We start from the raw sequence: 26,282 nt of genomic DNA, 5'->3' as shown, positions 1-26,282 counted from the left end.
GACACACCTTTACTTCATCTGTGTTGAAAATAAATCTTTCATCATGTAGTAGGACTTCTTGAGACGTTCATGATATTCGGGCGTCTCCCACTCGCTCCACTCATACGTAAACATGTCTTTGGCCGACAGCGTGCCGCTTACCGTACCCGGCACGGAATACGAGATGTCCGGGCCGCCGGGAGCGTCGGCACGGTCGCTGCCGTTCGGACGGTAGGAGAGGAGGGCGATCTTGAAGCCCGATGTTTTTTCGCCGCCTTGAAGCCCCTTCTTCCAAAGGTCGCTCATTATTTCGCGTGTGCTCGGATCCTTCACGTTCAGCAGCTGCCAAGGGATCCGGACTTCGACCCTATGCTCCTTGTCATTATAGGCGACGTCGGTTAACGAATCGTAGTCCGGGCTGTTCGGATTACCGTTCCCGGACCGGAGCAGCCCCGTCTCGAACTTGTCCAAGGGCAAATGAATCGTTTTGCCGCGGACATTAGGGATATCGAGCGGGCGGTTGAGCGCCAGGTTAATTTTGTGGAATATCCCGTTATTTTTCCGGTTCGCGTAATCCACGACTGGCAGCATGTTAAGCCTCGGGCCGTACTCGTAATAAAAAGGGTCGTAGTAGCTGTCTACCCACATGCGCGATTGCCGACCCGGACCTTTCAGATCGATCGCGAAATCGATGCCCGCGTCGGTGGTCAGGCCGCTTCCGCCGGGTATCCGATGCTGTCCTTGACCCGGAATCGTATCGAGCAGCAGGAGGATGCTGCCTTTCGACCAATCGAACGGACGGACATCTTTTGCGAAATCAATCCGGAAATAGACGTAGCGTGCATCGCTGGATACGAACCATTGGTTGATCGCTCTAAGCCCGTCGTCCTCGTCCAAAGTTCGGACAGGACCGGAGGTTTCCATCTTCGCCGGGTCAACCCCGGCTTTCTTCCAATCGTCCGCCATCCCATCCGCATACAACGAGGTTTCAACCGGACCGGGGTCAAAGCTGAGCAAACCGAATTGCTGCTCCCCGGTCTGGGCATTGGACCAAAACGGACGACGGTCGGGATTGTCCAGGTCGGCCGTGTTCCATGTCCGTTTAAACCATTCGTCCTGCCAGGTGAATATAAGTCCGCCGGCCAAGCCTTCCCTCACAATATTTTTGTAAAGGCGGGCGACGATCGCTCCTTGCTCCTGCTCGGTATGGAACCCTTGATCGTATCCGTGTACATTGCGATGCGTGATCCCGCGGGAAGCGGGAACGCCGAACTCTGCGATTAATACGGGCATGCCGTGCACCCGCTTCAGATCGTGCAAATAACCGGCATAGCTGTTTTTCTCCCCCCGAAAATCGACGTAGTCGGTATATTTCGTTTCATAGTTGAGGAATTCGGGATAATAGGGATAAACGTGGTAAGAAGCGAATGCGCCGCCATGAAAGGCCGGTTTAGTCCGGATGACGTTCGGATTGATCGAAACGAGATCTTCCGTCAGAAACGGCTCCGACGGATGCTTCAGCAGGTCGGTCGTCACCCAGTTGGTGAAGCTCATGGGCCGCTGCCATTTATAATGATCGGTTTCATAAGCGGCGACTTCATCCATCATGCCCGCCAGCCAGCTTTCAAACGGAGAAGCCTGCTTCGTCTGGAAATAACGCCCGTTGAAATCGGGAGTGCCCTCGTGCTTCTTATTGGTCGAATGAACCGCTTCCGGGTTCCATTCGACGCCAAGCACCCAGCCGATGACGTAATCGGCGACATCCGCCCGGTACTTCCCGGAGGCGTGCCCCGGCCGCGCCGGCAGATCGGCATTTCCGTGGATGACATCGACCGTCCGGCGAATGTCCTGGACGAACTCCCGGCTTAGGTCTTTCATGTACACATCGCCGGTGGAGAGCAGCTTCTCTTCGTTGATCCAAACGCCGTGAAGCAAATAAAGCGGCTGCTCGGCTTTGGCGTTATACTCCGACAACGCTTCGTAAAATTCCGGCGGATGCAGTGTGTAGACACGGATCACGTTCGCGTTCATCGCGCCGATCGACTTAAACCAGCGCGCATATTCGCGTTTTGTTATCGCCGCTTCGCCGGGAAAATGGCCGGGCTTGGCCATTCCCATATTGACGCCTTTGAGCAGTAGGTCATGCCAGCTGTTGTTCCCGGGCACTTGCAAGTAAGCTTTGCCGGCTCTCGCCGGAAGGGTCACCCCGTCAATCGTCACCGTGTTTGAAGGCCGGTCCGGCCGATCCGGTTGATTGATGACAAAAACGGCGGCGCCCGCCAGAAAAAGCACCGTAATGGCCGCAATAACTATTTTTCTTCGAAATGTAATCATCGTGTACCCCCAGCTCTGTTCCATTTTCACAAAAATATCTATGTATCCGGATATAGATCGAAGGGCATCCATAGACAGACCATAGAGAGGCTGAAAATCTTCCATAGATGATACTGACTCGTCCGAGGTTTGACAATGGAAGTTTATAGATATGGAAGGAAACCGCGCTTGAAAATCAATTTAACGAATTAGATGTAACGTTTTATGACATTCAATGAAAATTCCATTAGACAAACCATGACATATGTATTATACTATTCACAAATCAATTGAATGAAATATTTCATGCAAGGTGGTGATGAATAAATTGATACAGCCACTTCCGCTCTCGGCAGAGCAATTAAAAGATATGCTGAATAAAGTGATCTTCTCGGATGAATCTTCGCCGAATAACCGCAAAATTGCCGAATACATTCTCGTTCACTACCGATCGATCGCTTTTATGACCGCATCCGAAATCGCCGACAAAGCTGGGGTCAGTCAGCCGTCCGTAACCCGGTTCGTTACGAATAGTTTAGGGTTCAAAGGCTTCTCTCAATTTCTGAAGACGGTCCAGGACATTATCCGGAATGAAGTGACGGGCGTCGAGCGCTATCATATCTCGGGAAAAACGAAGTCGAATCTCGAAATCCTGATCGGCCAGGAAATTGAAAACCTGAATAATTTGGTGGAGTACACGTCCGAGGAAAAATTGCTGCAAATCGCAGCCCGGATCGCGAACATGAAGACGGTTTTTATTATCGGTTTTCGAACGGGCGCGCCGCTTGCGAATTATTTTTATTTTTTCTTGCGAAAAATCCATCCCGACGTCCGCGTTTGCACGAGCGGCGGCAGCGACGTTTACGACATGCTGCATCATATGGATCGCGAGTCGACCTTGATTCTGCCTTTTATCTTTCCAAGGTACCCCCGCGAGATGATCGACGTCATTCAGTATCTGAAACAGGAAAAGTTCAATTTCGTTACGATAACGGACAGTTATACGCTGCAGGCGGAAGGGATATGCGAATGCGATATCGTGACGCCGATCATCATCACCACGTTTACGACTTTGTTCGATTCGTACACGTCGAGCTACTGCATCCTTAACATCCTCCTCGACATGATCGGCCGGACCGATCTTGACCGGACCAAGGACATGCTGAGCAGCGTGGAGGAGATGTATCAACGAAACCGCGTTTTTTTCAGACGTTAGAAAACCAAATCTACCACATTTTTAGGGAGGAACTTCTCATATGAACAAATGGACGAAAAAATCGGTTGCTCTGCTGGCGATCAGCATGCTCATTTTCTTGACGGCAGCGTGCGGCGGCAAAGAAACGTCGAATTCGGGCGCAGGACAGCAGGGCGACAGCGCTGCGAGCCAAGATGCCGTACTGAAAAAAATCGCCGAGTCCAAAACGCTTGATGTCGGACTCGACGCCACGTTCAAACCGTTCGAGTATAAGACCGGAGACAAGTATGAAGGCTTCGATATTGATCTGATTCAAGCGGTAGCCAAGGAGCTTGGCGCCGATAAAGTAAACTTCGTGGATACGGAATTCAAGGGACTGATTCCCGGACTTCAGGCGAAAAAATTCGATATTATCGCATCCTCCATGTATATCACCGATGAGCGCAAACAGACGATTGATTTCTCGGACACGTATTTCCCGGGCGGACTGTCCATCATGGTGAAAAAGGATAACGATTCGATCAAAGGACTCGACGATCTGAAGGGCAAGAAGGTATCGGTTCAGATCGGCACCAAATCCGTGAAATACCTGGAAGAGAACGCCAAAGAAACGAAGCTGGTCAAAGTAGAGAAAAACACGGAGATGTTCCTGGAGCTGGAAACGGGCAAGGTCGATGCGGTCGTTACCGGATTGCCGGCTGCCAAGACGTACGTGAAAGAAAAGGGAACGATGAAGGTTCTGCCCGATACGCTGACGGAAGAGTTTTACGGTTACGGAATACGCAAAGAAAATGCCGAATTTACGAAAGCTGTCAACGAAGCGTTGAAAAAAGTGAAAGACAGCGGACAATACGATCAAATCGTGAAAAAATGGTTCGAATAGCAGCAGCGTAAAATCCGGCAACGAAAGGAGAGCATCATGCAGCAATTTGATTTTTCCGTCATCGGCGAGTGGGACAATATACGCCTTCTATTGCAATCTTTGTGGCTGACCGTCGTCTATACGTTTGCCGGATTTGCGCTCAGCTTGGTTCTTGGAACCGTGATCTCGTTCGGTCAAATGTCGAAGCTGAAGGCGTTCCGGTACCTTGCACTCGCGTACCTTTCCTGGTTTCGGGGAACGCCGCTGCTCGTGCAGCTGTTCTTGTTGTACTACGGTCTGCCGATTGTTTTCGGAATCGACACCGTCCCTTGGGTATCCGGCATTATCGCGCTTGGCATGTACAGCGGAGCTTATGCCTCGCAAATTATTAGGGGAGCCATTCAGTCCATTGACAAAGGACAGATGGAAGCCGGGAGGTCGCTCGGGTTCTCCCATATGCAAACGATGCGCAAAATCATCATTCCGCAAGCCGTTACCCGTATGCTGGCCCCCATGACCAACGAATTGATATCGTTAATCAAAAACTCGTCGTTATTGTCGACCATTACCGTTGTCGAGCTGTTCCGGCAGGCAAACCTCATGATTGCCGATACGTACAAGACGATGGAATTTTTGATCGCAATCGCAGTTCTGTACTATCTGGTTAACAATCTGATCGGAATGGTCGGTCTGGCGCTGGAAAGACGTTTAAGCACGGGAGATGATTTACGATGATACGGATAGACGGACTGAACAAAGCTTTTGGGGATAATCACGTACTGCGGGGAATCGACCTCCAGGTCAATCGGGGAGAGGTTGTCGTCATTCTCGGGCCGTCCGGTTCGGGAAAAAGCACCCTGCTGCGCTGCGTCAATTATCTCGAAACGTTCGATAAAGGCGAAATTACGATCGATAAGGAGCCGATCGGTCGAAAGGCGGTCAACGGCAAAATTCGCGAAATGGCTCAAAACGAGCTGAACCGGATTCGCCGCGAAGTCGGCATGGTATTTCAGTCGTTCAACCTGTTCCCGCATAAATCCGTCATGCAAAATATAACGATGGCGCCAGTTTCTTTGCTCGGCCTGTCGCGGGAAGATGCCGATCGTTTGGCTCTGGACCTGCTCCGCAAGGTTGGTTTGGAGGAAAAAGCGCACGCTCGCCCGTCGAGCCTCTCGGGCGGACAGAAGCAGCGCGTCGCAATCGCGCGCGCGCTTGCGATGAAGCCGAAGGTGCTGCTGTTCGACGAGCCGACGTCGGCGCTCGATCCGATGACTGTCGGCGAAGTTCTGCAAGTCATGCGGAATTTGGCGCAGGAAGGAATGACGATGGTTGTCGTGACCCATGAGATGGGATTCGCCCGCGAGGTTGCGGACAAAGTCGTCATTATGGACCAGGGAGTCATTATTGAAGAAGGAAAGCCCGAAACGATTTTCACCGCGCCGTCCCACCCTCGAACCCGGCAGTTTCTAAGACAGGTGCTCGAAGGAACGGCAGGCACGTTGTAAAAAACAAATATTCGGTGCGTCAACGAGACATGGGAATAGCGGTTCGTGGAGCCGCCTAAATATAGGGGAGGCGTGTTGTCTTGTCATCACATTACGATGTCATTATCCTCGGTGCAGGCTCGATGGGAATGGCTGCAGGGTACTACTTGTCTAAGCAAGGGGTCAAAACATTGCTGATCGATGCGTTTGATCCGCCGCATGTATACGGCAGTCACCATGGCGATACAAGAATTATACGGCACGCTTACGGCGAGGGCAGGCAATATGTCCCTCTTGCGTTAAGAGCCCAAGCGCTATGGAATGAACTTGAGCAGGAGAGCGGCCAAACCTTGTTTAGTCAAACGGGTGTTCTTTCCGTAGGGGACCGTAATTCCAAGTTTGTCAATGAGACCATCGCCAGCGCGCGAAAATATGATTTACCGCTGGAGGTGCTTGGTTCGGAAGAGATTCAGCGGCGCTGGCCCGGAATTAAGATCCCGGAACATTTCATCGGCAGTCTGGAAACGAGCTCAGGGGTGCTTTTCGTTGAGGATTGCATCCGGGCTTATCGTCAGCTGGCAGAACAATCCGGCGCTACCCTGCTGTGCAATACGCCGGCGGAGAACGTTGAAATTGATCAGCACGGGGTTACCGTCCAAACGAAAGACGGCCGTTACAGCGCGGACAAGCTTATTGTCAGCTCAGGCGCTTGGACAGGCAAGCTGCTCTCTTCTCTCCAGCTCCCGCTTCAACCATTGCGCAAAACGATTGCCTGGTTTGACGCGGACGAAAAGCTGTATCAATCGTCGCTTTTTCCCGCATTCATTTTCGATTTGCCGACTGAACGGTATTACGGTTTTCCCAGCATTGACGGCAGCGGGGTCAAGCTCGGGCGCATGGATACCGGCGAAATGGTTGATCCCGATCATATCAACCGCGATTTCGGGATTTATCCGGAAGATGAAGGGGACGTCCGCCGCTTCCTGGAAACCTATATGCCGGCTGCAGCCGGGAAATTAAACAAGGGACGGGTTTGCTTATTCACGATGACGCCCGATGAAGATTTTATCATTGATCGGCATCCGGAATATTCGCATGTCAGCATTGCCGGCGGATTCTCGGGACACGGATTTAAGTTTGCAAGTGTTATTGGCGAGATTTTATGCCAGCTGGCCATGAACGGCCGAACCGAGCATCCTATTTCCGGCTTCTCGATTTCCCGTCCGGCTATCGGGCAGCCATCGCTCGGAATGAATTGAACGATTGGCTGCTCTAGGAAGGGGTACGTTTCGTATGAAAGTATTACATGATTTGCATATAGAACCCGGACGTTTGCAAAAGCAACTGCGGGAGCTCGGGGAGTTCGGACGCAACGAGCGGGGCGGGCTGGACCGCACGACGTTTACGCCGGCGGAGCTGGCGGCGCGCGATTGGCTGAAGAACCAGCTCCGGGAGTTAGGGTTGGACGTGCGCGTAGATGCTGCGGCCAATATTTGGGCAAGGCGTGAAGGCGCTGATCCGGCTTTGCCCGTCATCGCATTCGGATCCCATATCGATACCGTTCCGAACGGCGGGCTGTACGACGGAGCGCTTGGCGTTCTCATCGCTTTGGAAGTGATGCGCGTGCTGGATGAACAGGGCGTCCGCACCCGCCATCCGCTTGAGCTCGTTTCGTTCAGCGCGGAGGAACCGAATCCGTTCGGCTTATCGACGTTTGGCAGCCGGAGCGTGGCAGGAAGATTGAAGCGGGAACAGATCGAAGGCGTACGCGACGATAAGGGGCGGCCGCTTGATGTGGCACTGCGGGAAGCGGGCGGAGACCCTGAGCGATTGGAGCAAGCCCGGCGCCAGCCGCATGAGCTGGCCGCGTTCCTGGAAGTTCACATCGAGCAGGGCAAACGGCTGCTTAAGCGGGATATTCCGGTCGGAATCGTGACGGCGATTACGGGCATTTACCGGGAGGAAGTCACTGTTTACGGTCAAGCCAATCATGCGGGAACGACGCTGATGAATGACCGGCAGGACGCGCTGATGGCCGCTTCGGAAATGATGCTCGCTTTCGAGTCCGTTTGCCGCGATCATCCGTCCGATGAAGTGGTGGGAACCGTCGGCAAAATCGCCAATTACCCGAACGCAGCCAACATCATTCCGGAGAAGGTCGTTTTTCATCTGGAAGCGAGAGGAAAAAGCCAGGGTGAAATCCGGCAGGTGATCGATGCGTGGCAGGGCCGATTGGAAGCGATTGAACAGATGCGTAATTGCAGGGTGGAGCGCCGGGTCGTGCTGGATCAAGCGCCTGAATCGATGGATCCGGACATTGTCGATCTATGCACGGAGAAGGCCCGCGCTTTGGGGTATGAATCGTTTCATCTGGGAAGTATGGCAGGACATGATGCGACGCACATGTCTTCCTTGACGCGGGCCGGAATGCTGTTCGTTCCGAGCATCGACGGCAAAAGCCACTGTCCGGAGGAAGAAAGCCGGATCGAGGACATCGAGAAAGCGGCGAACGTCCTGCTGAACGCGATCGTTTCGCTGGATGAAATGCTGGATCGAATGCTGGACTAGCAGAACGATCCTGAAAAACTGTTACCATTACGGCTTATTCTAGGATGATACGGCTTGTTCTAGGATGGTACGGGTTGTTCTAGGATGGTACGGGTTGTTCTAGGATGCTAACGGATGCAATTGACGTTATTCCGCTCATTTTGTTCGATTTGAACATCTAACGGAAGTATCGGACCTTATTTCGGTTTTTCTGTCGGAACATAACCCATTTTAACTCGATTAAGAGCTGTGAGTTCCGTTAGATTTCCAAATGGGCTCATACATGCAAAATAAGTGCTGTGAGTTCCGTTGCGCGCCTAGCCAAGCTAGGCATAACTAGCCGGAGCACGCACGGCCAGCAATAGAACGAATCAGCCAATGCTTACGAAGTGGTTTTGACTTACGTCAAAACCTTAAGGAGGTTAAATATGGACCGTTTATTTGCAGCGGATTACGTCTATGTGAAGGATACATTCGAACCGAAGCAGGCCATTGTTGTTCAAGACGGCCGGATCAAGGAGATCGGGCCTCAGGACGAGCTGATGTCTCGCTATCCCGAAGCCGAGACCGTCCATTGGCCAGGCAAGGCGATCGTACCGGGGACTGTAAATGCTCACAATCATTCTTTTCAAAGCCTGTTGCGGGGCATCGCCATTGACAAGCCTTTCCTGGAATGGCGCGATCAGGCGCTTTACCGGTATACGCCGCTGCTGGATGAAGAGGCCATCTATACCGGGGCGCTGCTGGCGTTCGGAGAGATGCTCCGGTACGGGGTGACGACGGTCAGCGACTTTTTCTATGTGCATAACGGCGGAACGGCGCACGATGAGGCTGTCATCCGTGCGGCGAACGATTTGGGAATCCGGCTCGTCTTCGCCAGCACGATGTACGACTGGTCCGGAGCTCCGGTTGCTTACCGGGAAACGGTCGATGAAGCCGTCTCGCGTACCCGCAAGCTGGCGGTCAAATACCAGGGCAGCTCCATGGTCGAGGTTCACCCGGCGCCTCACAGTCCGCATGCGGCTTCGCCGGAGATGATCAAGGCCGGGCACCGTTTGGCGCTTGAGCTGGACACGCCATTTCATATTCACGTAGCGGAAGAGATGTTCGAGGTGGAAGAGACGCTGCGCGATTACGGCTTGCGCCCGGTCCATTATTTGGATTCGCTCGGCGTGCTCGACGAACGAATGATTGCGATCCATCTGGTGTGGCTGGAGGATTCCGAGATTCAGCTGCTCGGACAACGCGGCTGCTCGCTTGCTTACTGTCCATCGAGCAATATGATTCTTGCTGACGGCATCACCCGCATTCCGGACTTGCTGAAATCGGGAGTGAAGATTGCGCTCGGCTCGGACGGCGGCTGCAGCAATAACCGGATCAGCGTATTCGAGGAAATGCGGATGTGCTCGCTGCTGCAGAAAGTAGCGCGTTTGGACGGCACCTGCATTACGGCGAAACAGGTGTACGACATGGGAACGAAACGGGCCGGCGACATTTTGCGCATGCCGGTCGGAACGATCGAAGCGGGCGCCTATGCCGATTTTATCGCGCTTGATATAAACGATTTGTCGCTTTCGCCCAAGAACGAGCTGTTCGCCAATATGGTCTACGCCATGCAGCCGAATGCCATTTCGCATGTTGTCGTGGCCGGCCGGGTCGTTGTCGAAGAGGGACGGATTGCGACCGTTTCCGAGCAAAAGATTGTGGATCGGGTGGACCGGTTGTTCGAACAATGGTCCCGCCAATCATAACGGAAAAAATGATGTAAGGAATGATCTCCGAAATGATAAATATGGATAAAGTAAACCACCCGATCACCGGAATTTGTTCATTCGGCAAATATCCGATTTGCACCAATTTGAACGAGCTGCAAGCGGATATGGCCGTATTGGGGGTTCCTTATGATTTGGGCGTAGGCTTTTTGTCGGGAACCCGATTGGGTCCAAGACGGGTCCGGGAAGCGTCAACGCAATACGGGCGGGGTGACGCCGGATTTTATGATCCGGAACGGGATGAAGTTTTTCTTGCCGCTCCATGGAAAATCGTCGATTGCGGCGATGCGGATATCGTGAACGGCGATATTCAAACTTCGTTTGAACATATTGAATGGGCCGTCCGCAAAATTGTGGAACGAGGAGCGACTCCGGTCGTCATCGGCGGCGATCACTCCATCTCGATTCCGGTAGCGAGAGCTTTGGATTCTTTCGGACCGGTAACGGTCGTTCAATTCGACGCGCACCTGGATTGGTCGGATGCGCCCGGCGGGCAGCGATTCGGCAACGGGAGCCCGCTGCGCCGGATGTCGGAGATGGATCATATCCAAGGGATGGCTCAGGTCGGGCTAAGAGGGCTCGGCAGCAGCCGGAAATCGGATTTTGACGACGCGAGGGAATATGGAAGTGTATTAATTACCGCGAAAGAAGCCAAGCAATTGGGCGTAGACGGAGTCATCGACAAAATTCCTTCTTCCGAGCGCTATTACGTCACAATCGATATCGATTCGCTCGACATTTCGGTAGCGCCGGGGACCGGATCGCCGATGCCCGGCGGGCTGACTTTTGACGAATTGAACGGGTATTTGGAGGCTTTATCCAAGAAGGGCGAAATTGTCGCCTTCGACTTCGTGGAAGTCGCTCCCCAATACGATCCGGCAGGTGTGACGTCGAGAGTCACCGCTATGACGATCTTGAGTTTCATGGGCCATATTTTAAAGCGCAGAGAAAAGTTGAATAACGGCTGATGATGTGAAGTCAGGTAAAAAAACTCTTTCGGTTTGAAGCCGGAAGAGTTTTTTTGCTGCGCGGGGACATTGCGCAATAAAACGTACGACCGTGCGAAGCGTCGTTGCTCTGCCCTCGAGGATTCATGCTGCCTTTCTTGTTAGCCATCACTTATATCCCCAAAAATTCCCTGGGTATTCGAGTTGACAATCCGATGAATAATCGATAGACTAATCAAAAAGGGAACATACGTTCTAGTTCGAGGGGTGATACTTCTATGGCGAAAACGTATGAACAAGTAACGACGAAACGACGCTCAATCCCGTCAAGGAAGAGCGGATGCCGTTCAATTGGTCCATTAACCCATACCGAGGATGCGCGCACGGATGCAGCTTCTGTTATGCGCGCGGCTTTCAGTCCTTTACCGGAAAGGGAGCCGGAGACGAATTTCAAGATCACATCTCGCTGAAAATAAACGCGGCCGAAGCGCTGGAAACGCAGCTTCACCGGCTCACGGTCAAGTTCAACTTCGATCTGGACGCGCTGGGGCGCCATCTCGGCCAGATTGCAATCGGTACGGCAACTGATCCGTATCAACCGGTTGAAGGGAAGGCTCGGCTTACGCGGGAATGCTTGAAGGTGCTGGCCCGATACCGGGTTCCGGTATCCATTACAACCCGTTCCCCGCTCATCGTCAGAGACATCGATCTGCTGCGCCAGATGAATGTCGCTTCGGTCAACGTCAGTCTCGGTACGCTCGATGCCGGACTGCTGCGCAAGCTGGAGCCTGGAGCCCCGCTGCCGACCGGAAGGCTGGAGACGATCACCGCTCTGGCTGGGGCAGGCATACCGGTCGGCATGTTCGCCGCGCCTATTTTGCCTTATTTAACGGATTCGCCGGAGCAGCTTGACTCCTTGCTGCGGGCGGCGAAGGAATACGGTGCTTCATTCGCGATGGCCTCTCTGCTGCGCTTGTCGCCGGATGTGAAACAGTGGTATTACGGAATCCTTGGCGAGCATTTTCCGCATTTGCTCCGCTCATACGGCAAGCTGTACCGGCATGCTTATGCGGATCAGGAGTACAAGGAGCGAATAAACAGGCTGACGGCCGGCCTGCTGGACAAATATGGTTTTTCCGGCCGAGAGCCGGCCGCACCTCGGGATAGTTACGGATTGCGAATCACAAACGATCATTCGGACGGAAAGTTTGATCTAAGCGGAAGGTACGGCTCCGGCTCTGCCGGAGAAGGCCGCGGAACGGCCGCAAAGCTGCATCCGGGGGAAAACTATGTCGTTCAGCCGGTTGCCGATCAAATGTCGTTCCCGTTCTGATCGTAAAGGAAATGCCGGGTTGATATCCGTTCGCGCGCGAGCCGCTCCGGCGTTCGCGCACCGCGCGAGCCCCATCGCGCGGTTCGACGTCGCATGATGGACCCGCGGCGCTCCAATGGCATGGTCAGCAGTTTGTGTTGACCACGAACACGTATCGCTCCACCGCGCGCTAAAGACGCGCGGCCGCTGCTAACATCCGGTATGATATTTTCGTTCGCTGGAAGAAGTATGCTTCGTCTCAGTCTTATTTTTTTCATCTTCCTGCTGAAGGGTTAAATCTTCTACGGGTATCGGATCGACGGTCTGCTCGGACTTAAAGCGGTCGTGCAGACTTTCGTTTTCTGTCGGAAATTGTTCGGGATTGTCCCGGTCGGCCAGCGGTTCTTTCTTCAGCGATTTCTTGCTCGGCTCCGTCATTTCAATCACCTCGTTATTTAATAGCTACCGCGTATGGCGCGGTTATGTTACTCTACTTGTATACCTCCATTGTCCGCTTTTCAATCCTCACCGTTTTTCTTTCTGCGAAGGATTTATGGCATACGTTATTAATCCCTTCAACAATTAACAATGTTCGAGTTATCGAATATTGTCGAATGATAAGGAAAGGGTGGATGCAGCAAGGTGGTGAGTAATTCCGTTCGGGGTGTTTGTCATGAAACTTACAGCGAGATCGATTACAACGCTACTGCTGCTTTTTTGTTTATTTTTTGGTTATGTCATCAGTCAAATCGGCGCAAGCAATTCGAGCGGCATTTCTGCCATCGATCAGTGGCAGGTGCTGCCGGTTATGGAAGCCGCTTCGGCCTCGCCCCCGCCGCTGCCTACCGGTCAGGAACAAGGCTGGCTTCAAGCGGACGCCGATCATCCAATGGGCAATGAAGATTCTGCAAACCCGGAATCTCTCGAAGCCGCTTGGATCCGCCTGAAATTGCCGGATCTGAATGATGGCAAGTCCGCTCTGTTTATTCAAAACGTTTACGCCCGCAGTATCCATATTTACTTGGAGGGCGTTCCTGTTTACGATCATACAAGGGACTATAATATCGATGCGAATAAACTGCTGATTCCCCTGGACCAGGCCGATTCCGGCAAATCGCTGCTTGTATATGTTTACTCGTCCAATGGACGACTCGGCATTCAAAGCAAGGTGGAGATCGGGGATTTTTCTCAGCTGCAGCGTACATATACAACGATTGATATTACTGATTTTTTGATTGGCTGCGCGCTCGTTTTTGTTGCCGCGATCATGCTCGTATGCACCTTTTTTACGCGGGACTCCCATTTATCGAGTTGGGTGCCGCTTTGTATGATTATTTTGACGCTCGGTCTGCTGCTGATCACCTATTCGACCGCCGTTTATTCGCTTTACGATCATTACGGTCAATTATTTGCCGGTTTGCTCGACCGGTCGCTGTTTGTTTTTCTGCCCGCCATGACCTACTTTTTCTTAACGGTGATCGGTCCGGGCAAGTACGGAATCGTTCGTAAATGGTTATATATCCAGAGCACTTATTCCGCCTTTTGCTTCGTATTCAGTATATGGAATGAGATTACGGAAGGGCGCTATGACTCGCTTTACTATTTATTCAGTGTAAAAATAATGGGCATATTCATCCTGTTGGAATTTGCATTGCTGATTGCAACAGCGGCGGGTTATATGTTCAAAGGAAACCGGAACGCCATGATGCTGTTCATCGGGTTCGGCCTGTTGGGATGCGCGGTTACAACCGATTTGATTTTATTTTACACATCGAACTTTACGCACCGCTTTGTCATTTGGAAATGGGGCATTGTGGCGTTTGTCGTCAGTCTCGTAGCCATTCTTGGCAAGCAGATCGCCGAGCATCACGAGCAGGTCGTCAAATATTCCAAGGAGCTGGAGCAATTCAACAATGAGCTGCAGCGCTCCGACAAAATGGAAATCGTCAGCGGGCTTGCGGCCTCGGTCGCACATGAGGTGCGCAATCCGCTTCAGGTGACGCGGGGATTTCTGCAGCTTCTCGGGCAGAAGGCGTCGGAAAAGGAAATGGCTTACATGAATCTGGCGATCGAAGAGCTGGACCGCGCGTCCAACATTATTACCGATTTCCTGACGTTCGCCAAGCCGGAATTGGACTCGGTGAAGAGGCTGCACCTTTCGGACGAGCTGCGCCGCATTCAAGGGATTCTGAATCCGCTGGCCAATTTGAGCGGGGGGAAGATTATACTTGAAATTCCCGACGATCTTTACATAAGGGGCGACTCATCCAAGTTCAGGCAGGCGATCATCAATATCGTCAAAAACAGCATTGAAGCGATTAAAGAGCACGGACAGGTTCATATCTTAGCGTACGGAGAAGGGGATGCGGTCGTAATCCGGATTATGGATAACGGGGAAGGCATAAAGCCGGAAGCGCTGAAGAAGCTCGGCGAGCCGTATTATTCCAATAAGACGAGAGGCACCGGACTGGGTCTGATGGTCACATTCCGCATTATCGAAGCGATGCGCGGGACGCTGACCTACTCCAGTGAACCCGGCGTCGGAACGGAAGCCGTCATCCGTTTCCCGGCTGACCCGGAGAACGGAAAATAAAAGGAAAAGGCAGTTCCGCCAAGAGCGGACTGCCTTATTTGTTTGCTATGTACAACCTACCACCCGGCAACCGGGTCTTCGTTCTCCTGGGCCGTGTTTACGTCGGCCGGATTAGGGGGGATGACAAGATAGAAGTTCGAGGAGTCCTCTTCCACTGCTGTAACCGAAATATGGTCCGGAATTTCAATGCCGAACTCCGCTTTTAATGAATTTTTAGGGTCTTTCAACAATTGTTCTTTGAAATCCGGATCTGACCAGGCTTTTTCAATGATTTGGGAAAGCAGTTCTTGTTTCTGAACCACAACAATCACCTCTGCAATGGATTAGGACTACTTGACTATCTTAACATTGGAAAAGCAATATATCTACAACAATTTATCCATTTATCGACAGAAAATGATTCAATCCTCCTAGCTTCAACGCTTCTCTTTTTCTCACGATATCCGCTGCGGTTTGCAACAGCCCGCTTGACAGAGAATCGCGGAAAGCGGCAAGCTGAGAAAGAATGGAAGCGATGTCAGGCAGCTGATCGTAACGACGCTGCGCGAAGCGGGCGTAATCCGTCATTATGGAGCCGCCATAAATGTGCTGCCGCACGATCTGAGGTGAGAGCGGCTCTTCGGGCGCAAGCCCGAGACGGCTCCGAATAAGCGACAGCAGGCAGTTGGCGTTGCCTTCGGCCAGGTCCTCTTCCCAATCGGTCCAATCATCGGCCATCTGGAGGATGACAAGCGCATCATCGATCAAATCTTCCAGATCCGTAAGCTCGGACATTTTTCCGGTGAGGAGCAGCGCTCCGGCCGCCGCCAGCTTCAGCGGCGCAGCTTTCGCGGCAATTTGCGCCCGGTCCGTGAGGAAATAATCGGCGCGCTGCTCATTGGCAACGGCTCCGGCCCAGCCCGCGATATACTTTGTATAGCAGGTCCAGAACGCAGAATCAGTGCCGAACTGAGCATGAAACAAGCTCAGCAGTTCGCTGTGAAACAGGGCGGAAAGAGCGAGCTGTTCCTTCCATTCGTCCTGAGGAACGTCCATCAAATCGTCCTGGACGAAGAAGTGGAGCATGACAAACAGGTTGGCGAGGGAGAGGCGGGAGCATTGCTCCGCGGTTAGCGGATACCGTTCCTGAAGCCAGTAAGGCAGCGTGTAGCAAATATAATTTTTCGGAGTATCCGGCTTAAAGACGTCGAATGCCTCCAAATAGGCAAGTCCCCGGCCGCCAAGCGGTTCGGGAAAGTTGGCGATGCGCCGCTTAGCCTCGGCAAAGACGGCTCGCAAAGCTTCTTTATGGTCGTCAAACCAGTTCATGGAAATCACCTAGTTTCGATTAATAGGATAAGAATATGATAAGCGGACAAGAGCTGTAAAGAAGAAAAGATTTAAAGAGCAAGAGCAAAGAAGCAAGAGCAAAGAAGAAGCAAAGGACTTATAAGCAGGCATGAGACGAAAAGGGAGGGTGAACCGATGAAGCTGGAGAGGCTGCTGGCCGTCACGATGCTGCTGCTGAACCGCAGAAGAGTAAGCGCGCAGGAATTGGCGGAACGGTTCGAGGTTTCGCTGCGCACCGTTTACCGCGATATGGAGGCGATTAATGCGGCCGGAATACCGGTCGTTTCGTATACGGGCGCGGCGGGCGGTTACGAAATTATGGAGAAGTACCGGGTAGAGAGGCAGTTTTTGTCCTATGAGGAACTGGAATCGATTATGATCGCACTCCGCGGCGTGCGCTCCACCTTACATGAGCGGGATATCGGGATGCTGCTGGACAAGGTCGGGGCGCTGGCCGCCAAGACGGAGCGCGGCAGCGGCCAAGGCGAACGGCTCATGATCGATTTGGATCCGTGGAGCGGCGGAGAGGAGCAGAAGGCGCTTATGCGGCAGCTGCGCGGGGCGGCCGACTCGCTGCGGCTGGTGAAGTTTCGCTATACGAACGGACAAGGCGAGGAAGCGGTCCGGGAAGTTGAACCGGTCGGCGTCGTTTTGAAGGGGTACATCTGGTATTTGTATGCTTACTGCCGTCTGCGCGGCGACTACCGGATTTTCCGGTTGTCCCGGGTCGAGCAGCTGACGGTGCTGCAGGCGACATTCGAGCGCAGGTCCAAGGAGCTCCAGCACTTCGACTTCCGCTGGGGAGCGCAGAAGAAGTATGATCTTGTGCGGCTAAAGCTCCTTTTTCATCCGCGTGCAAAAGCGAGGGTTTACGATTATTTTGACCGTGATGCAATCAGGCTGGAGCCGGACGGAATGCTGCTTGTAACTTCGGAGCAGCCCGACGAGCCGTGGCTGTACGGCATGCTGCTCGGTTACGGCGCGGATGTGCGCGTGCTCGGGCCGGAGCATGTCGCGCGGGAAGTGCGGGAGCGTGCGGTGGAAATTGTGCGGAATTACGATTTTACACTGCCATAAAGTTGTCAGGAAAGGGCGGGTATACTTGATGAAGACTCAAGAACAACCCGAAGCGTGAACCGAAAAACGGAAGAACGCTATCCCAAACGAAAAGAGGACGGACAATATGTATACGACGATTGAACAGTTTGCAGCGGATTGGACAAACGAGACGATGGCGACGCAGCGGGCGATGGACCTGCTTACCGACGCCTCGCTTGCACAGGAAATTGCGCCGGGACACCGCGTTTTGGGTCAGCTCGCCTGGCATCTCGTTACGACGGTTCATGAAATGCTGACGCGCACGGGACTGGAATTTGCCTCGCCGGCGGAAGACGAGCGGGCGCCGCAATCGGCCCGGCAGATTGCCCAAAGCTACCGGATCGTCAGCGCGGCGATGCTGGATGCCGTCCGCAGCCAATGGACCGATCAAGATCTGCAGCGCGCAACGAACATGTACGGCGAAGAGTGGAAGAACGGGCTGACGCTGCATATTTTCATCAGCCACGAAATTCACCACCGCGGCCAGATGACCGTTCTGATGCGTCAGGCCGGACTGCGTGTGCCGGACATTTACGGGCCGACGCGCGAAGACTGGCTGGCGAGGGGCATGGTGCCGCTGCTGTAGCTTCCGGAATATTTTTTTTCAATTGGGTTTGAATGATCGGCGGCAGGGAGGGCAGTATGCAGGGGATGAAAGCGAGAGCCGGACAGACGGTCTTCGCCTTCTCTTGACATACTGCTTTTTCCAGTGATATAGTTCGATTATAAAACTATTCAATAGTCGAACTACTGCTCTAAGGAGAAAGGAGGAGATAGAGAGATGGATGAAAGACCTCTGTTGTGCGAGATCATTAAGCGCTATGAAATCGCGTCGTTTACGGTTGACCGGCGTATTAACGCGCTAGTCAAGGATTTGATGCCGGAGGATTTGACGACGGAACAGTACTGGGTGATCCGGTATATCCAGATGCGTGAGAGGTCGACCTCCTCCGAGCTCGCGGAAGTGTTTTGCGTCGGCAAAAGCTCTGTAACGGCGATCGTTACCCGGCTAGCCGATAAAGCGCTCATACAGCGCATACCGGATCCGTCCGACCGCCGGGTTACCTATTTGCAGCTGACGGAAGAAGGGGTTCAGCTTGCCGAACAGATGGAGCAAGTGATTCAGGATTTGCTCGCCGGGCTGATCGGCCACTTTACCGCCGACGAAGCGAAGCAGTTTCTCGAGCTGTACGAGAAGCTTGCCCATGTGCTACTGCATTATGAGAGCGGGTTGGCGGCGCTTGACCCGGGAGCAGAAAGCGAAACGGAATAGAGAGCAGCAAAGGAGCAAGCAACAGAAGAGAGAGCAATAGAAGAGTAAGTAACAGAAGAGTAAGTAACAGAAGAGTAAGTAACAGAAGAGTAAGCAACAGAAAAGAGCAATAGATGAGCAAGCAACCGAAGAGAAGAAAACAGAAGGAAGCGAAACAGCAGAGAATGACGCTTTTACAGAGAGAAGCCAAAGAGAGCGGAAATAACGGCTCGGTCCTAATGTTCGCACGGGTGGCGTGTAGAGCGGGGCCAGCAGGCAATTTCGGATAACGGAGAGGAGCAATGGGGAGAGCATGAGAACAGTGATTCGATGGAGATGGGCCGTGCTGGCGCTGTGGATTATCGCGGCCGCCGTACTTATGGCGACGGCCCCGGATTTCAACGAACTTGTGAAGGAAAAGGGCCAGATTACGGTGCCGGAAGGCTACTCGTCCTCCGTCGCGGCCAAGCTGATTAACGAATCGAAGAGCGCTGCAGGGGAGAACAAAAACGAGCTGACTTCAGTGCTTGTATTCCATAACGATCAAGGGCTCAGCAGCGCCGACCAGGAGAACATCCGTCAGGGAGTCGAAAGCCTGAAGAGCGAAGGAAGCGAGATCGGCATCACCACCGTTACTTCGTATTTTGAACAGCCCGATTTGAAGGAACAGATGCTGTCCAAGGACGGTAAGACGGCGCTCGTGCTGGTCGGCATCGACAGAGACGGACGGAGCGAGCTTGAGCTGAGCGACGCGCTGTACGCGGCTGTGGCGGACGTCCCGGTCGAGCACTATTATACCGGCGGCTGGCTGATCGATATGGATCAGCAGCAAAGCTCCATGGACGGCTTGAAAAAGACGGAGCTGATCACGGTTGTATTCATTCTTGTCATTCTGTTCATTGTGTTCCGTTCGGCGGTTGCGCCGTTCATTCCGCTTGTCGCCGTTGGAGTCAGCTATTTGCTGTCGCAGTCGGTCGTATCGTTCCTGGCGGAATATGCCGATTTTCCGATTTCGAACTTTACGCAAATTTTCATGGTCGCGGTCATGTTCGGCATCGGAACGGACTACTGCATCCTGCTGATCAGCCGCTATAAGGAAGAGCTTGCGCACAGCGGCGACAAGACGGAAGCGATCATCGCCACTTACCGGACAGCCGGCCGGACCGTACTCGTATCCGGAGCTGCCGTACTGGTCGGCTTCGCTTCTATCGGATTTTCCACGTTTATGCTGTACCGTTCGGCGGTTGCGGTCGCGGTTGGCGTCGCGGTGCTGCTGATCGCGCTGGTGACCCTCGTGCCGTTCTTCATGGCGGTGCTGGGCAAAGGGCTGTTCTGGCCTTCGCGCGGGGCGCTCGAGCATAAACAGAGCGCGCTCTGGGGAGCGATGGGGCGCTTCTCGCTGCGCAAGCCGCTGTGGGCGCTCATTGTGCTGGCGGTCGTGCTCGTCCCTTTTATGGCTGCATATAAAAACGCGATTTCGTTTAACTCTTTGGATGAGATCGGCGATAAGTACAATTCGGTAAAAGCATTTAACGTGATCGCCGACAGCTTCGGTCCCGGCGACTCGATGCCTTCGACCGTCGTCATTAAAGCGGACCGGCCGCTGGATACGAAAGAAGGGCTGGCGGCGCTGGAGCAGGTGAGCCGGGAGCTTGCCAACGTGGACGGCGTAAAAAGCGTCCGCAGCGCCACGCGTCCTCTCGGGGAGCCGCTTGATGATCTGCAAGTAACGTCACAGGCCGGAACGGTCGGAACCGGCATCGGGCAGGGCGCCGACGGACTCAGCCAGATCGGCAAAGGCCTCTCCGATGCTTCCAGCTCGCTTAGCGACAATGCACCGAAGCTGGAAGAGGCCGCGAAGGGAGCGGGAGAGCTCGTGGCCGGCACGAACCGGCTGAAGGCGGGCGTCGAGCAGCTCGGCAGCGGCCTGGCTGCGATCGAGAAAGGGCTGAAAGACGGCACGGCCGGAGCGGCGCAGCTGTCGGCGGGACTTGCGTCGGCGAAAGAGAGCGCCGACAAGCTTGCTGCATCAAGCAAGCAGCTGCTCGCCAGCTACGATCAGCTCGGAGGCGGCATCGGTAAGCTGTCCGCGGCCTACGCAGCTGTTGCCGAGCAGCAGAGCAGCCTGGCGGGCGACCTGAGCGGTCTGCACGGTACGTTCGAGGATATGCAGCAAAAATATCCGGAGCTCCAAAACGACAGCGAGTTCCAGGGAGCGCTCGGTGCGCTGTCCCGGCTTCAAGGCGGCGCCTCGGATTTGGCCGGACAGCTGTCGCAGCTGAATGCGCAGCTGTCGGGAGCGGCGAAAGGCTTGGCGCAGGCCAACGCCGGTTACAAGCAAGCGGCTGACGGGCAGGCCGCGCTGGCGCAAGGGCTGGCGAAATTGTCGCAAGGCATCGCCTCGCTCGAGCAGGGAGTCAGTCAGGCTGCGGAGGGGCAAAGCCAAGTGATATCGAAGCTGCCGTCCATCACGCAGGGGCTGGACAGCTTGAGCGCCGGTCAAAAGGAGCTGCAGTCCGGATTTGCGAGCCTGAATTCGCAGCTTGGGGAACTGAGCGGAGGGCTGGATAAGAGTGTTGACGGCCTGGCGCAAGTATCGAGCGGACTGAAATCGGCGGAAGAATACTTAAACGAGCTGTCAGCCGCTCCGAATCAGCAGCTGACCGGGTGGAATATGCCGCAGCAGGCGCTTGGCGACGAGGACTATAGATCGGCGCTGGACAATTATTTATCGAAGGACAAAAAGACGGCGACATTCGATGTCGTGTTTGCCGGCAACCCGTACGATGAGCAAACGCTGAGCGAAATCCCGTCCGTCAACGAGGCGGTGGTGCGTGGGCTGAAAGGAACAAGCTTTGAACAGGCTTCGTTTGCCGTCAGCGGCATTACGAGCACCCAGCACGATCTGAACACGATCTCCGACGCGGATTACTCCCGCACCGTCATGCTGATGCTGATCGGAATCGCGATCATATTGCTGCTGTTGTTCCGGTCCATCGTCATTCCGCTCTACCTGATCGCGTCGCTCGTTCTCACTTATTTTTCATCGATGGCCATCGCGGAGGTGATCTTCGTCCGCATGCTCGGCTATTCCGGCATCAGCTGGCCGGTGCCGTTCTTCAGCTTCGTGCTGCTGATGGCGCTTGGCGTCGATTACAGCATCTTCCTGATGGACCGGTTCCGTGAATACCGGCATCTGCCCGTGTCGGAAGCGATCTTGAAGGCGATGAAAAATATGGGCGGCGTCATCATGTCCGCCGCCGTCATTCTGGGCGGCACGTTCGCGGCGATGCTGCCGTCGGGCGTCCTGTCGCTGATGCAGATTGCGACCGTCGTCCTGAGCGGGCTGTTCCTGTACGCGCTGTTCATTTTGCCGATCTTCATTCCGGTCATGGTACGCACGTTCGGCGCTGCCAACTGGTGGCCATTCATGGACAGCCGCGGTCAAGAGGATTCGTATGCCGAAGGCAGCGCCGTACACGTCGCCTCCGTATCCGGGAACGCCGTGAACGGCAGCCGCAACTAGCAAATGCAGGATCGGCATCCTGCACATAATCTGCGGATTCGCCTCTGAAGGTTGATGCCGCTGGGTTCCCTACCCGACTAAACGGCTTTTGTCTGCGTCTGCGCAGGCAAAAGCCGTTTGTTTTTTTGTGCCGCATTGTATCGGTTAGTGCCGGATTATAGCGGATTGTACCTGATTGTGCCGCATGGAGTCAGGCATTGTACGGATCTTTTCGGGCGTATCGAAACGTATTTTGCCATTTTCGGATGCGATCCATTCGTGCTGGAAGGAATATGTAGGTTTAAGGAGGGCGGTTTCTAGTATAATGACCTAATAACCGTATTAGCCGGGCAGCCCTGACGTTCGTTTATCAGGAGAGGACAGGCTCGGAATTTTTTAGAAGAAAAGGAGTTTTTATGATGCCAGATCAGCAACTTCGAAAAACATTGATACGCGTTCCGGCTGCCGCGATGCTTCTGCTTGCCATACTTCCCGCCGCTGTATTCGGCGCCGCCGAACCATTTAAGGATAGCTCCAACTCCTATGCCAAGCAGGAAATTGCAAGCTTGACGCAATCCGGCATGATTTCCGGTTACGGGGACGGGACGTTTCAGCCGAAAAAGGAAATGACCCGCGCCGAATTGGCGAAAATTATCGTAAAATCGATGGGGGTGTCGGAACAGCCGGAAATGGCGGCGAGTTTCAAGGACGTCAAACCGGATTGCTGGTGCGTCGGATATATAGGCGCCCTTGTCGCAATGGGCATTACGAAGGGAACTTCCGAGACGGAGTTTTCGCCCGAAGCGCCGATCACCCGCCAGGAACTGGTCGTCTTCTTTATCCGGGCATTCGGCCTTGAGGATGCCGCCGAAAATATAAAAAAGAAAGCGAATTTGTCCGACATGAAAGACGTTTCCAAGTACGCATTGAACGACGTGTCATTGGCGTATCAAATCGGCTTCGTCAACGGCATCGAAAACGCGGACGGCTCGCTCCGTTTCGATCCGAACGAGTATGCCGAGCGCCAGGCGCTGGCTCGTCTCGCTTATGAATTCATCACGAACAAGCCTGCCTACCTCGACAAAGCGGCGACACTGACCGGCGGAAAAACCGGATCGGACGAATAGCACGCCATTATTCATTCCATACGAAACGGCCGCCTTCCCGTTGTTCGGGAGAACGGGAAGGCGGCCGTTTTTAGTTGTCCGGTGGCAACGGACAGACGTTCGGAGAGCTGACGCTGACCCAAAAACGGCAGACGTTCAGAGGGCCGCCGTTCACAGCCTTTCTTCATCAGGTATCAGCGGCCTGATTCCCATCCGGTTTTTATACGAATTCACGATAATTTGCGATTCGACGTTGAGCACGCCCGGCAGTACATACAGTTTGGTTCTAATATAATGTTCCATTTCCTTCATATCCTCAAATTGCCCGTGCATATGCAGCTTGCTTGAACCGGTTAATTGAAACAAATGCGTAATAAAGATGTGACTCTTCAACTGCTCGGCTACCTGATCCAAATGCTTCGGGTCGACGCTGACGTCAAAAAAAGCGGGGATGTACAGGCCGGCTTTATCCGGATTAACGGCGATGGTGAACTGTTCGATCACGCCGTGCTCCATAAGAGCATTGATCCGAAGCTGTACCGCGACACGCGACAGCCCAACCTCTTTGCCGAGCTCCGTATAGGATAATCGGGCATTTATGCTCAACTCGTCGATTATTTTGCGGTCGATGGAATCAAGCGTAATGTATGGCCGGTCATGTAACATTCTGATTTGCATGCTGCAGCTCCTTTGAGAATGCGTTCTTTTTTAGTTTCTGCTTGCCATATGAATAAATATAACGGTAAAAATGGCTCCCTTCAATACAAAACGTAAATTCAAGGCTCCATATCCCCCCGTTACGATCTTCAATGGCCGCTGTATTCGCAGATGCAGCCTTCGATTTTCAGCCTCAAAAAACCGCATCATCCCCCGACTTTTATAACATGTTAGTGTGAAATTACATGACATTTAAATATTGACGAGAAAAATTAGACTGAGTTATAATCAATTCAAATAATAACGTAACGTAAGTATAAGTTTATTATACTTTCGAATCGAACGAAATTATATTTTATATTTACCTTAGGTAAACAAGACGGTTTGAGAGACATCGTTTCGTGCAGCAGAGAGGTCGAATTTGCAGACGTCAAATCTCGCTCTTGTCGCTGCCAATCGGCAGCCGTTAACCGTTCAAAGCGATGGAGCGGGCTGCGGCGCTGATCAAGCGCAGCGGCATCGTGCTGCCGGACAGATTTCCGGTTGTCACGAAATAACCGCAAGCCGCTGCCTTTCGTCCGGTGCACGATCAACGGGTGCTGCGAAAGCAGACCAGCCTTTGAGCGATGCGGATATACTCCGTATGAACTGGTTTGTCAAAGGAATTCAAGGAACGATCAAAAAACTAAAACGAAAAGGAGAATGCAGCGATGAATCAAGATGCTGTCCTGATGAAGGAGTGGCTGCCGGCGGCTTATGCCACCGATGTGAAAGACGCGCCGTTCGGCGTCATCTTAATGGGAGAAAGAATCGTATTGTTCCGCACGTCGGAAGGCATTCATGCTTGGAAAGATTTGTGCATCCACCGCGGGGCGGCGCTTTCGCTCGGCAAAGTCGTCGACGATACGCTTGTATGTCCGTATCATGGCTGGCGTTACGACGGGACGGGCGGCTGTGTGCTCATTCCCCAGCAAAACCCGAATCAGGCGATCACGAAGCAGGCGAGAGCGATCACGTACGAGGCTTGCGAAGCAAACGGCATCATCTGGGTTCGGCTTGAATCCGGCTCTGCAACGAGGCCTCCTGTTTTTACCGAATTTGAAGACGAGTCCTTTCATATGGCGTTTTGCGATACGTACGAATTAAAGGCGGCAGCTCCGCGCGTGATCGAAAACTTTCTCGATGTAGGGCATCTGGCGTTTTTGCATGAAGGGTATTTGGGCGATTCCGCTTACCCGGAAATATCGGATTATACGGTAAACACCTCGGAGGAAGGCATCCGTTCAAGCGAAATCGACGTGTTCCAACCCGATCCCGACGGCAGAGGGCGGCCCGTAACGGCTCGTTATATTTATGAAGTGTTGAAGCCGACCGTTGCACGGTTAAAAAAGACCGACCCCGATACCAGTTCTACGTTTTCCATCCTGTTCGCGGTCATGCCTGTGCAGCCTACCGTCTCGAAAGTGTTCGTCGTACTTGGCCGCAACTATGCTTTCGATGTGCCGGACAAGCAGTTTACCGATTTCCAAACGCTCATCCTTTCTCAGGATGAGATCGTATTGGAGAGCCAGCGGCCGGAGCTGCTGCCGCTCGATTTGCAGGCGGAGCTGCACCTGAAATGCGACCGTCTCAGCATCGCTTACCGTAAATGGCTGGTGGAGCTCGGTATGACGTGGGGCACGGCCTAACAGCCAAACTTACGGGCAGCCGCACTCAATCGACCTAAGAGGAATTGACAAACAAAACGCCTGAGAGACCGGATCATAAAGTCTTTCAGGCGTTTTGCCGAAGAGTAGTATGCTGCATTTATCCAGTACCTTTGCCAAAAGACGGACGGGGGAACGATGAGGACGTTTGATGCGGGGGCACCGGAAAGCAGAGAAGTTGTTTATTTGAAAAAACATGCGTTCGTACATCCTTTTAAGTCCAAGTATCCACTACGTGAAAATTCATGCAAATCTGCATTTTTTTCGGTCCAAGGGTGTGAATCTGGAAAATAAAGCTTGAAATTCCTGCACAATCGTAGGCATTTCCTTCCGACAAGCGATTTCAAGCAATCAAACCTGCACATTTGCAGAAAAAAGAGGTTAATCCGTTCGGGAGAGATACCGTGATCAGGAAAAGAGGTTAGCTCGTCCGCGAGAGATGCCGTGAGGAGTAAGAGAGGTTAGCTCGTCCGCGAGAGATAGCGTGATCAGGAAGAGAGGTTAGTCCGACCGCGAGAGATACCGTGATCAGGAAGAGAGGATCGTTCGTCCGCGAGAGATGCCCAAGAGATGCCGTAGTTAACCGCCGAGAAGACGCGGGCTCATCCACGGATCCACGGTCTGA

The 26,282-nt window shown here is 53.3% G+C and carries 21 protein-coding genes; 16 read left to right on the top strand and 5 right to left on the bottom strand.

Annotation, left to right across the window (positions count from 1 at the left end):
- Positions 1-9: 9 nt before the first annotated feature.
- Positions 10-2,313 (bottom strand): hypothetical protein, encoded by a 2,304-nt coding sequence (locus VN24_RS05185; protein WP_052702802.1) that lies wholly within the window; start codon positions 2,311-2,313, stop codon positions 10-12.
- A 298-nt stretch (positions 2,314-2,611) separates the two neighbouring features.
- Between VN24_RS05185 and VN24_RS05180 the strand changes: the two genes are divergently transcribed.
- The 9 genes from VN24_RS05180 (at position 2,612) to VN24_RS05140 (ending at position 12,432) form a co-directional block, all read left to right on the top strand.
- Positions 2,612-3,508, top strand: coding sequence for a MurR/RpiR family transcriptional regulator (locus VN24_RS05180; RefSeq protein WP_045669541.1), 897 nt, complete (start codon positions 2,612-2,614; stop codon positions 3,506-3,508).
- A 40-nt stretch (positions 3,509-3,548) separates the two neighbouring features.
- A complete protein-coding gene (locus VN24_RS05175; RefSeq protein ID WP_045669540.1) occupies positions 3,549-4,370 on the top strand; it encodes a transporter substrate-binding domain-containing protein in 822 nt (273 codons plus the stop codon).
- Positions 4,371-4,406: 36 nt separating this feature from the next.
- Positions 4,407-5,084, top strand: a complete 678-nt coding sequence (locus VN24_RS05170; RefSeq protein WP_052702801.1) for an amino acid ABC transporter permease — start codon at positions 4,407-4,409, stop codon at positions 5,082-5,084.
- Positions 5,081-5,854: an amino acid ABC transporter ATP-binding protein gene (locus VN24_RS05165; RefSeq protein WP_045669539.1), complete on the top strand. Its 774-nt coding sequence runs from the start codon at positions 5,081-5,083 to the stop codon at positions 5,852-5,854. The genes VN24_RS05170 and VN24_RS05165 overlap by 4 nt, the downstream gene beginning before the upstream one ends.
- An 80-nt stretch (positions 5,855-5,934) precedes the next feature.
- Complete coding sequence (gene solA, locus VN24_RS05160; protein WP_082083625.1) at positions 5,935-7,092, top strand: N-methyl-L-tryptophan oxidase; 1,158 nt, start codon at positions 5,935-5,937, stop codon at positions 7,090-7,092.
- 34 nt (positions 7,093-7,126) lie between these two features.
- Entirely contained in the window at positions 7,127-8,401 is a 1,275-nt protein-coding gene (locus tag VN24_RS05155; protein ID WP_045669538.1) for a Zn-dependent hydrolase, read from the top strand.
- A gap of 407 nt (positions 8,402-8,808) precedes the next feature.
- Complete coding sequence (locus tag VN24_RS05150) at positions 8,809-10,131, top strand: amidohydrolase family protein (protein WP_045669537.1); 1,323 nt, start codon at positions 8,809-8,811, stop codon at positions 10,129-10,131.
- Positions 10,132-10,163: 32 nt separating this feature from the next.
- Positions 10,164-11,120 carry an agmatinase gene (gene speB / locus VN24_RS05145; RefSeq protein ID WP_238590833.1) on the top strand — a complete coding sequence of 319 codons (957 nt, stop codon included), beginning with the start codon at positions 10,164-10,166 and terminating at the stop codon, positions 11,118-11,120.
- A gap of 319 nt (positions 11,121-11,439) precedes the next feature.
- Positions 11,440-12,432 (top strand): SPL family radical SAM protein, encoded by a 993-nt coding sequence (locus VN24_RS05140; RefSeq protein WP_052702800.1) that lies wholly within the window; start codon positions 11,440-11,442, stop codon positions 12,430-12,432.
- Positions 12,433-12,621: 189 nt separating this feature from the next.
- Here VN24_RS05140 and VN24_RS05135 read toward each other — a convergent pair whose 3' ends face one another.
- Positions 12,622-12,849: a hypothetical protein gene (locus VN24_RS05135; protein WP_045669536.1), complete on the bottom strand. Its 228-nt coding sequence runs from the start codon at positions 12,847-12,849 to the stop codon at positions 12,622-12,624.
- Positions 12,850-13,084: 235 nt separating this feature from the next.
- Here VN24_RS05135 and VN24_RS05130 point away from each other — a divergent pair, with 235 nt between their 5' ends.
- Entirely contained in the window at positions 13,085-15,004 is a 1,920-nt protein-coding gene (locus VN24_RS05130; protein WP_052702799.1) for a sensor histidine kinase, read from the top strand.
- A 56-nt stretch (positions 15,005-15,060) separates the two neighbouring features.
- On the opposite strand, the gene VN24_RS05125 is transcribed toward VN24_RS05130, so the two are convergent.
- On the bottom strand, positions 15,061-15,306 hold the full coding sequence (locus VN24_RS05125; protein ID WP_045669535.1) for an NHLP leader peptide family RiPP precursor: 246 nt from the start codon (positions 15,304-15,306) through the stop codon (positions 15,061-15,063).
- 73 nt (positions 15,307-15,379) lie between these two features.
- A complete protein-coding gene (locus VN24_RS05120) occupies positions 15,380-16,312 on the bottom strand; it encodes a hypothetical protein (protein ID WP_045669534.1) in 933 nt (310 codons plus the stop codon).
- Positions 16,313-16,468: 156 nt separating this feature from the next.
- Here VN24_RS05120 and VN24_RS05115 point away from each other — a divergent pair, with 156 nt between their 5' ends.
- From VN24_RS05115 to VN24_RS05095, 5 genes are all read left to right on the top strand, one after another.
- A complete protein-coding gene (locus VN24_RS05115; RefSeq protein WP_045669533.1) occupies positions 16,469-17,410 on the top strand; it encodes a helix-turn-helix transcriptional regulator in 942 nt (313 codons plus the stop codon).
- Between the two features lie 106 nt (positions 17,411-17,516).
- Positions 17,517-18,017, top strand: coding sequence for a DinB family protein (locus VN24_RS05110; RefSeq protein ID WP_045669532.1), 501 nt, complete (start codon positions 17,517-17,519; stop codon positions 18,015-18,017).
- Between the two features lie 195 nt (positions 18,018-18,212).
- On the top strand, positions 18,213-18,704 hold the full coding sequence (locus tag VN24_RS05105) for a MarR family winged helix-turn-helix transcriptional regulator (protein WP_045669531.1): 492 nt from the start codon (positions 18,213-18,215) through the stop codon (positions 18,702-18,704).
- A 292-nt stretch (positions 18,705-18,996) separates the two neighbouring features.
- Positions 18,997-22,209, top strand: coding sequence for an MMPL family transporter (locus tag VN24_RS05100; RefSeq protein ID WP_045669530.1), 3,213 nt, complete (start codon positions 18,997-18,999; stop codon positions 22,207-22,209).
- 398 nt (positions 22,210-22,607) lie between these two features.
- On the top strand, positions 22,608-23,315 hold the full coding sequence (locus tag VN24_RS05095) for an S-layer homology domain-containing protein (RefSeq protein ID WP_045669529.1): 708 nt from the start codon (positions 22,608-22,610) through the stop codon (positions 23,313-23,315).
- Positions 23,316-23,465: 150 nt separating this feature from the next.
- On the opposite strand, the gene VN24_RS05090 is transcribed toward VN24_RS05095, so the two are convergent.
- Positions 23,466-23,972: an Lrp/AsnC family transcriptional regulator gene (locus VN24_RS05090; RefSeq protein ID WP_045669528.1), complete on the bottom strand. Its 507-nt coding sequence runs from the start codon at positions 23,970-23,972 to the stop codon at positions 23,466-23,468.
- A 689-nt stretch (positions 23,973-24,661) separates the two neighbouring features.
- Between VN24_RS05090 and VN24_RS05085 the strand changes: the two genes are divergently transcribed.
- Complete coding sequence (locus tag VN24_RS05085) at positions 24,662-25,639, top strand: aromatic ring-hydroxylating dioxygenase subunit alpha (RefSeq protein WP_045669527.1); 978 nt, start codon at positions 24,662-24,664, stop codon at positions 25,637-25,639.
- Positions 25,640-26,282 lie beyond the last annotated feature (643 nt).

This window comes from Paenibacillus beijingensis, assembly GCF_000961095.1.
Taxonomy (GTDB): domain Bacteria; phylum Bacillota; class Bacilli; order Paenibacillales; family Paenibacillaceae; genus Paenibacillus_O; species Paenibacillus_O beijingensis.
Note: the sequence above shows the minus strand (reverse complement) of the source record. Positions and strands in the feature narration are given on the sequence as shown.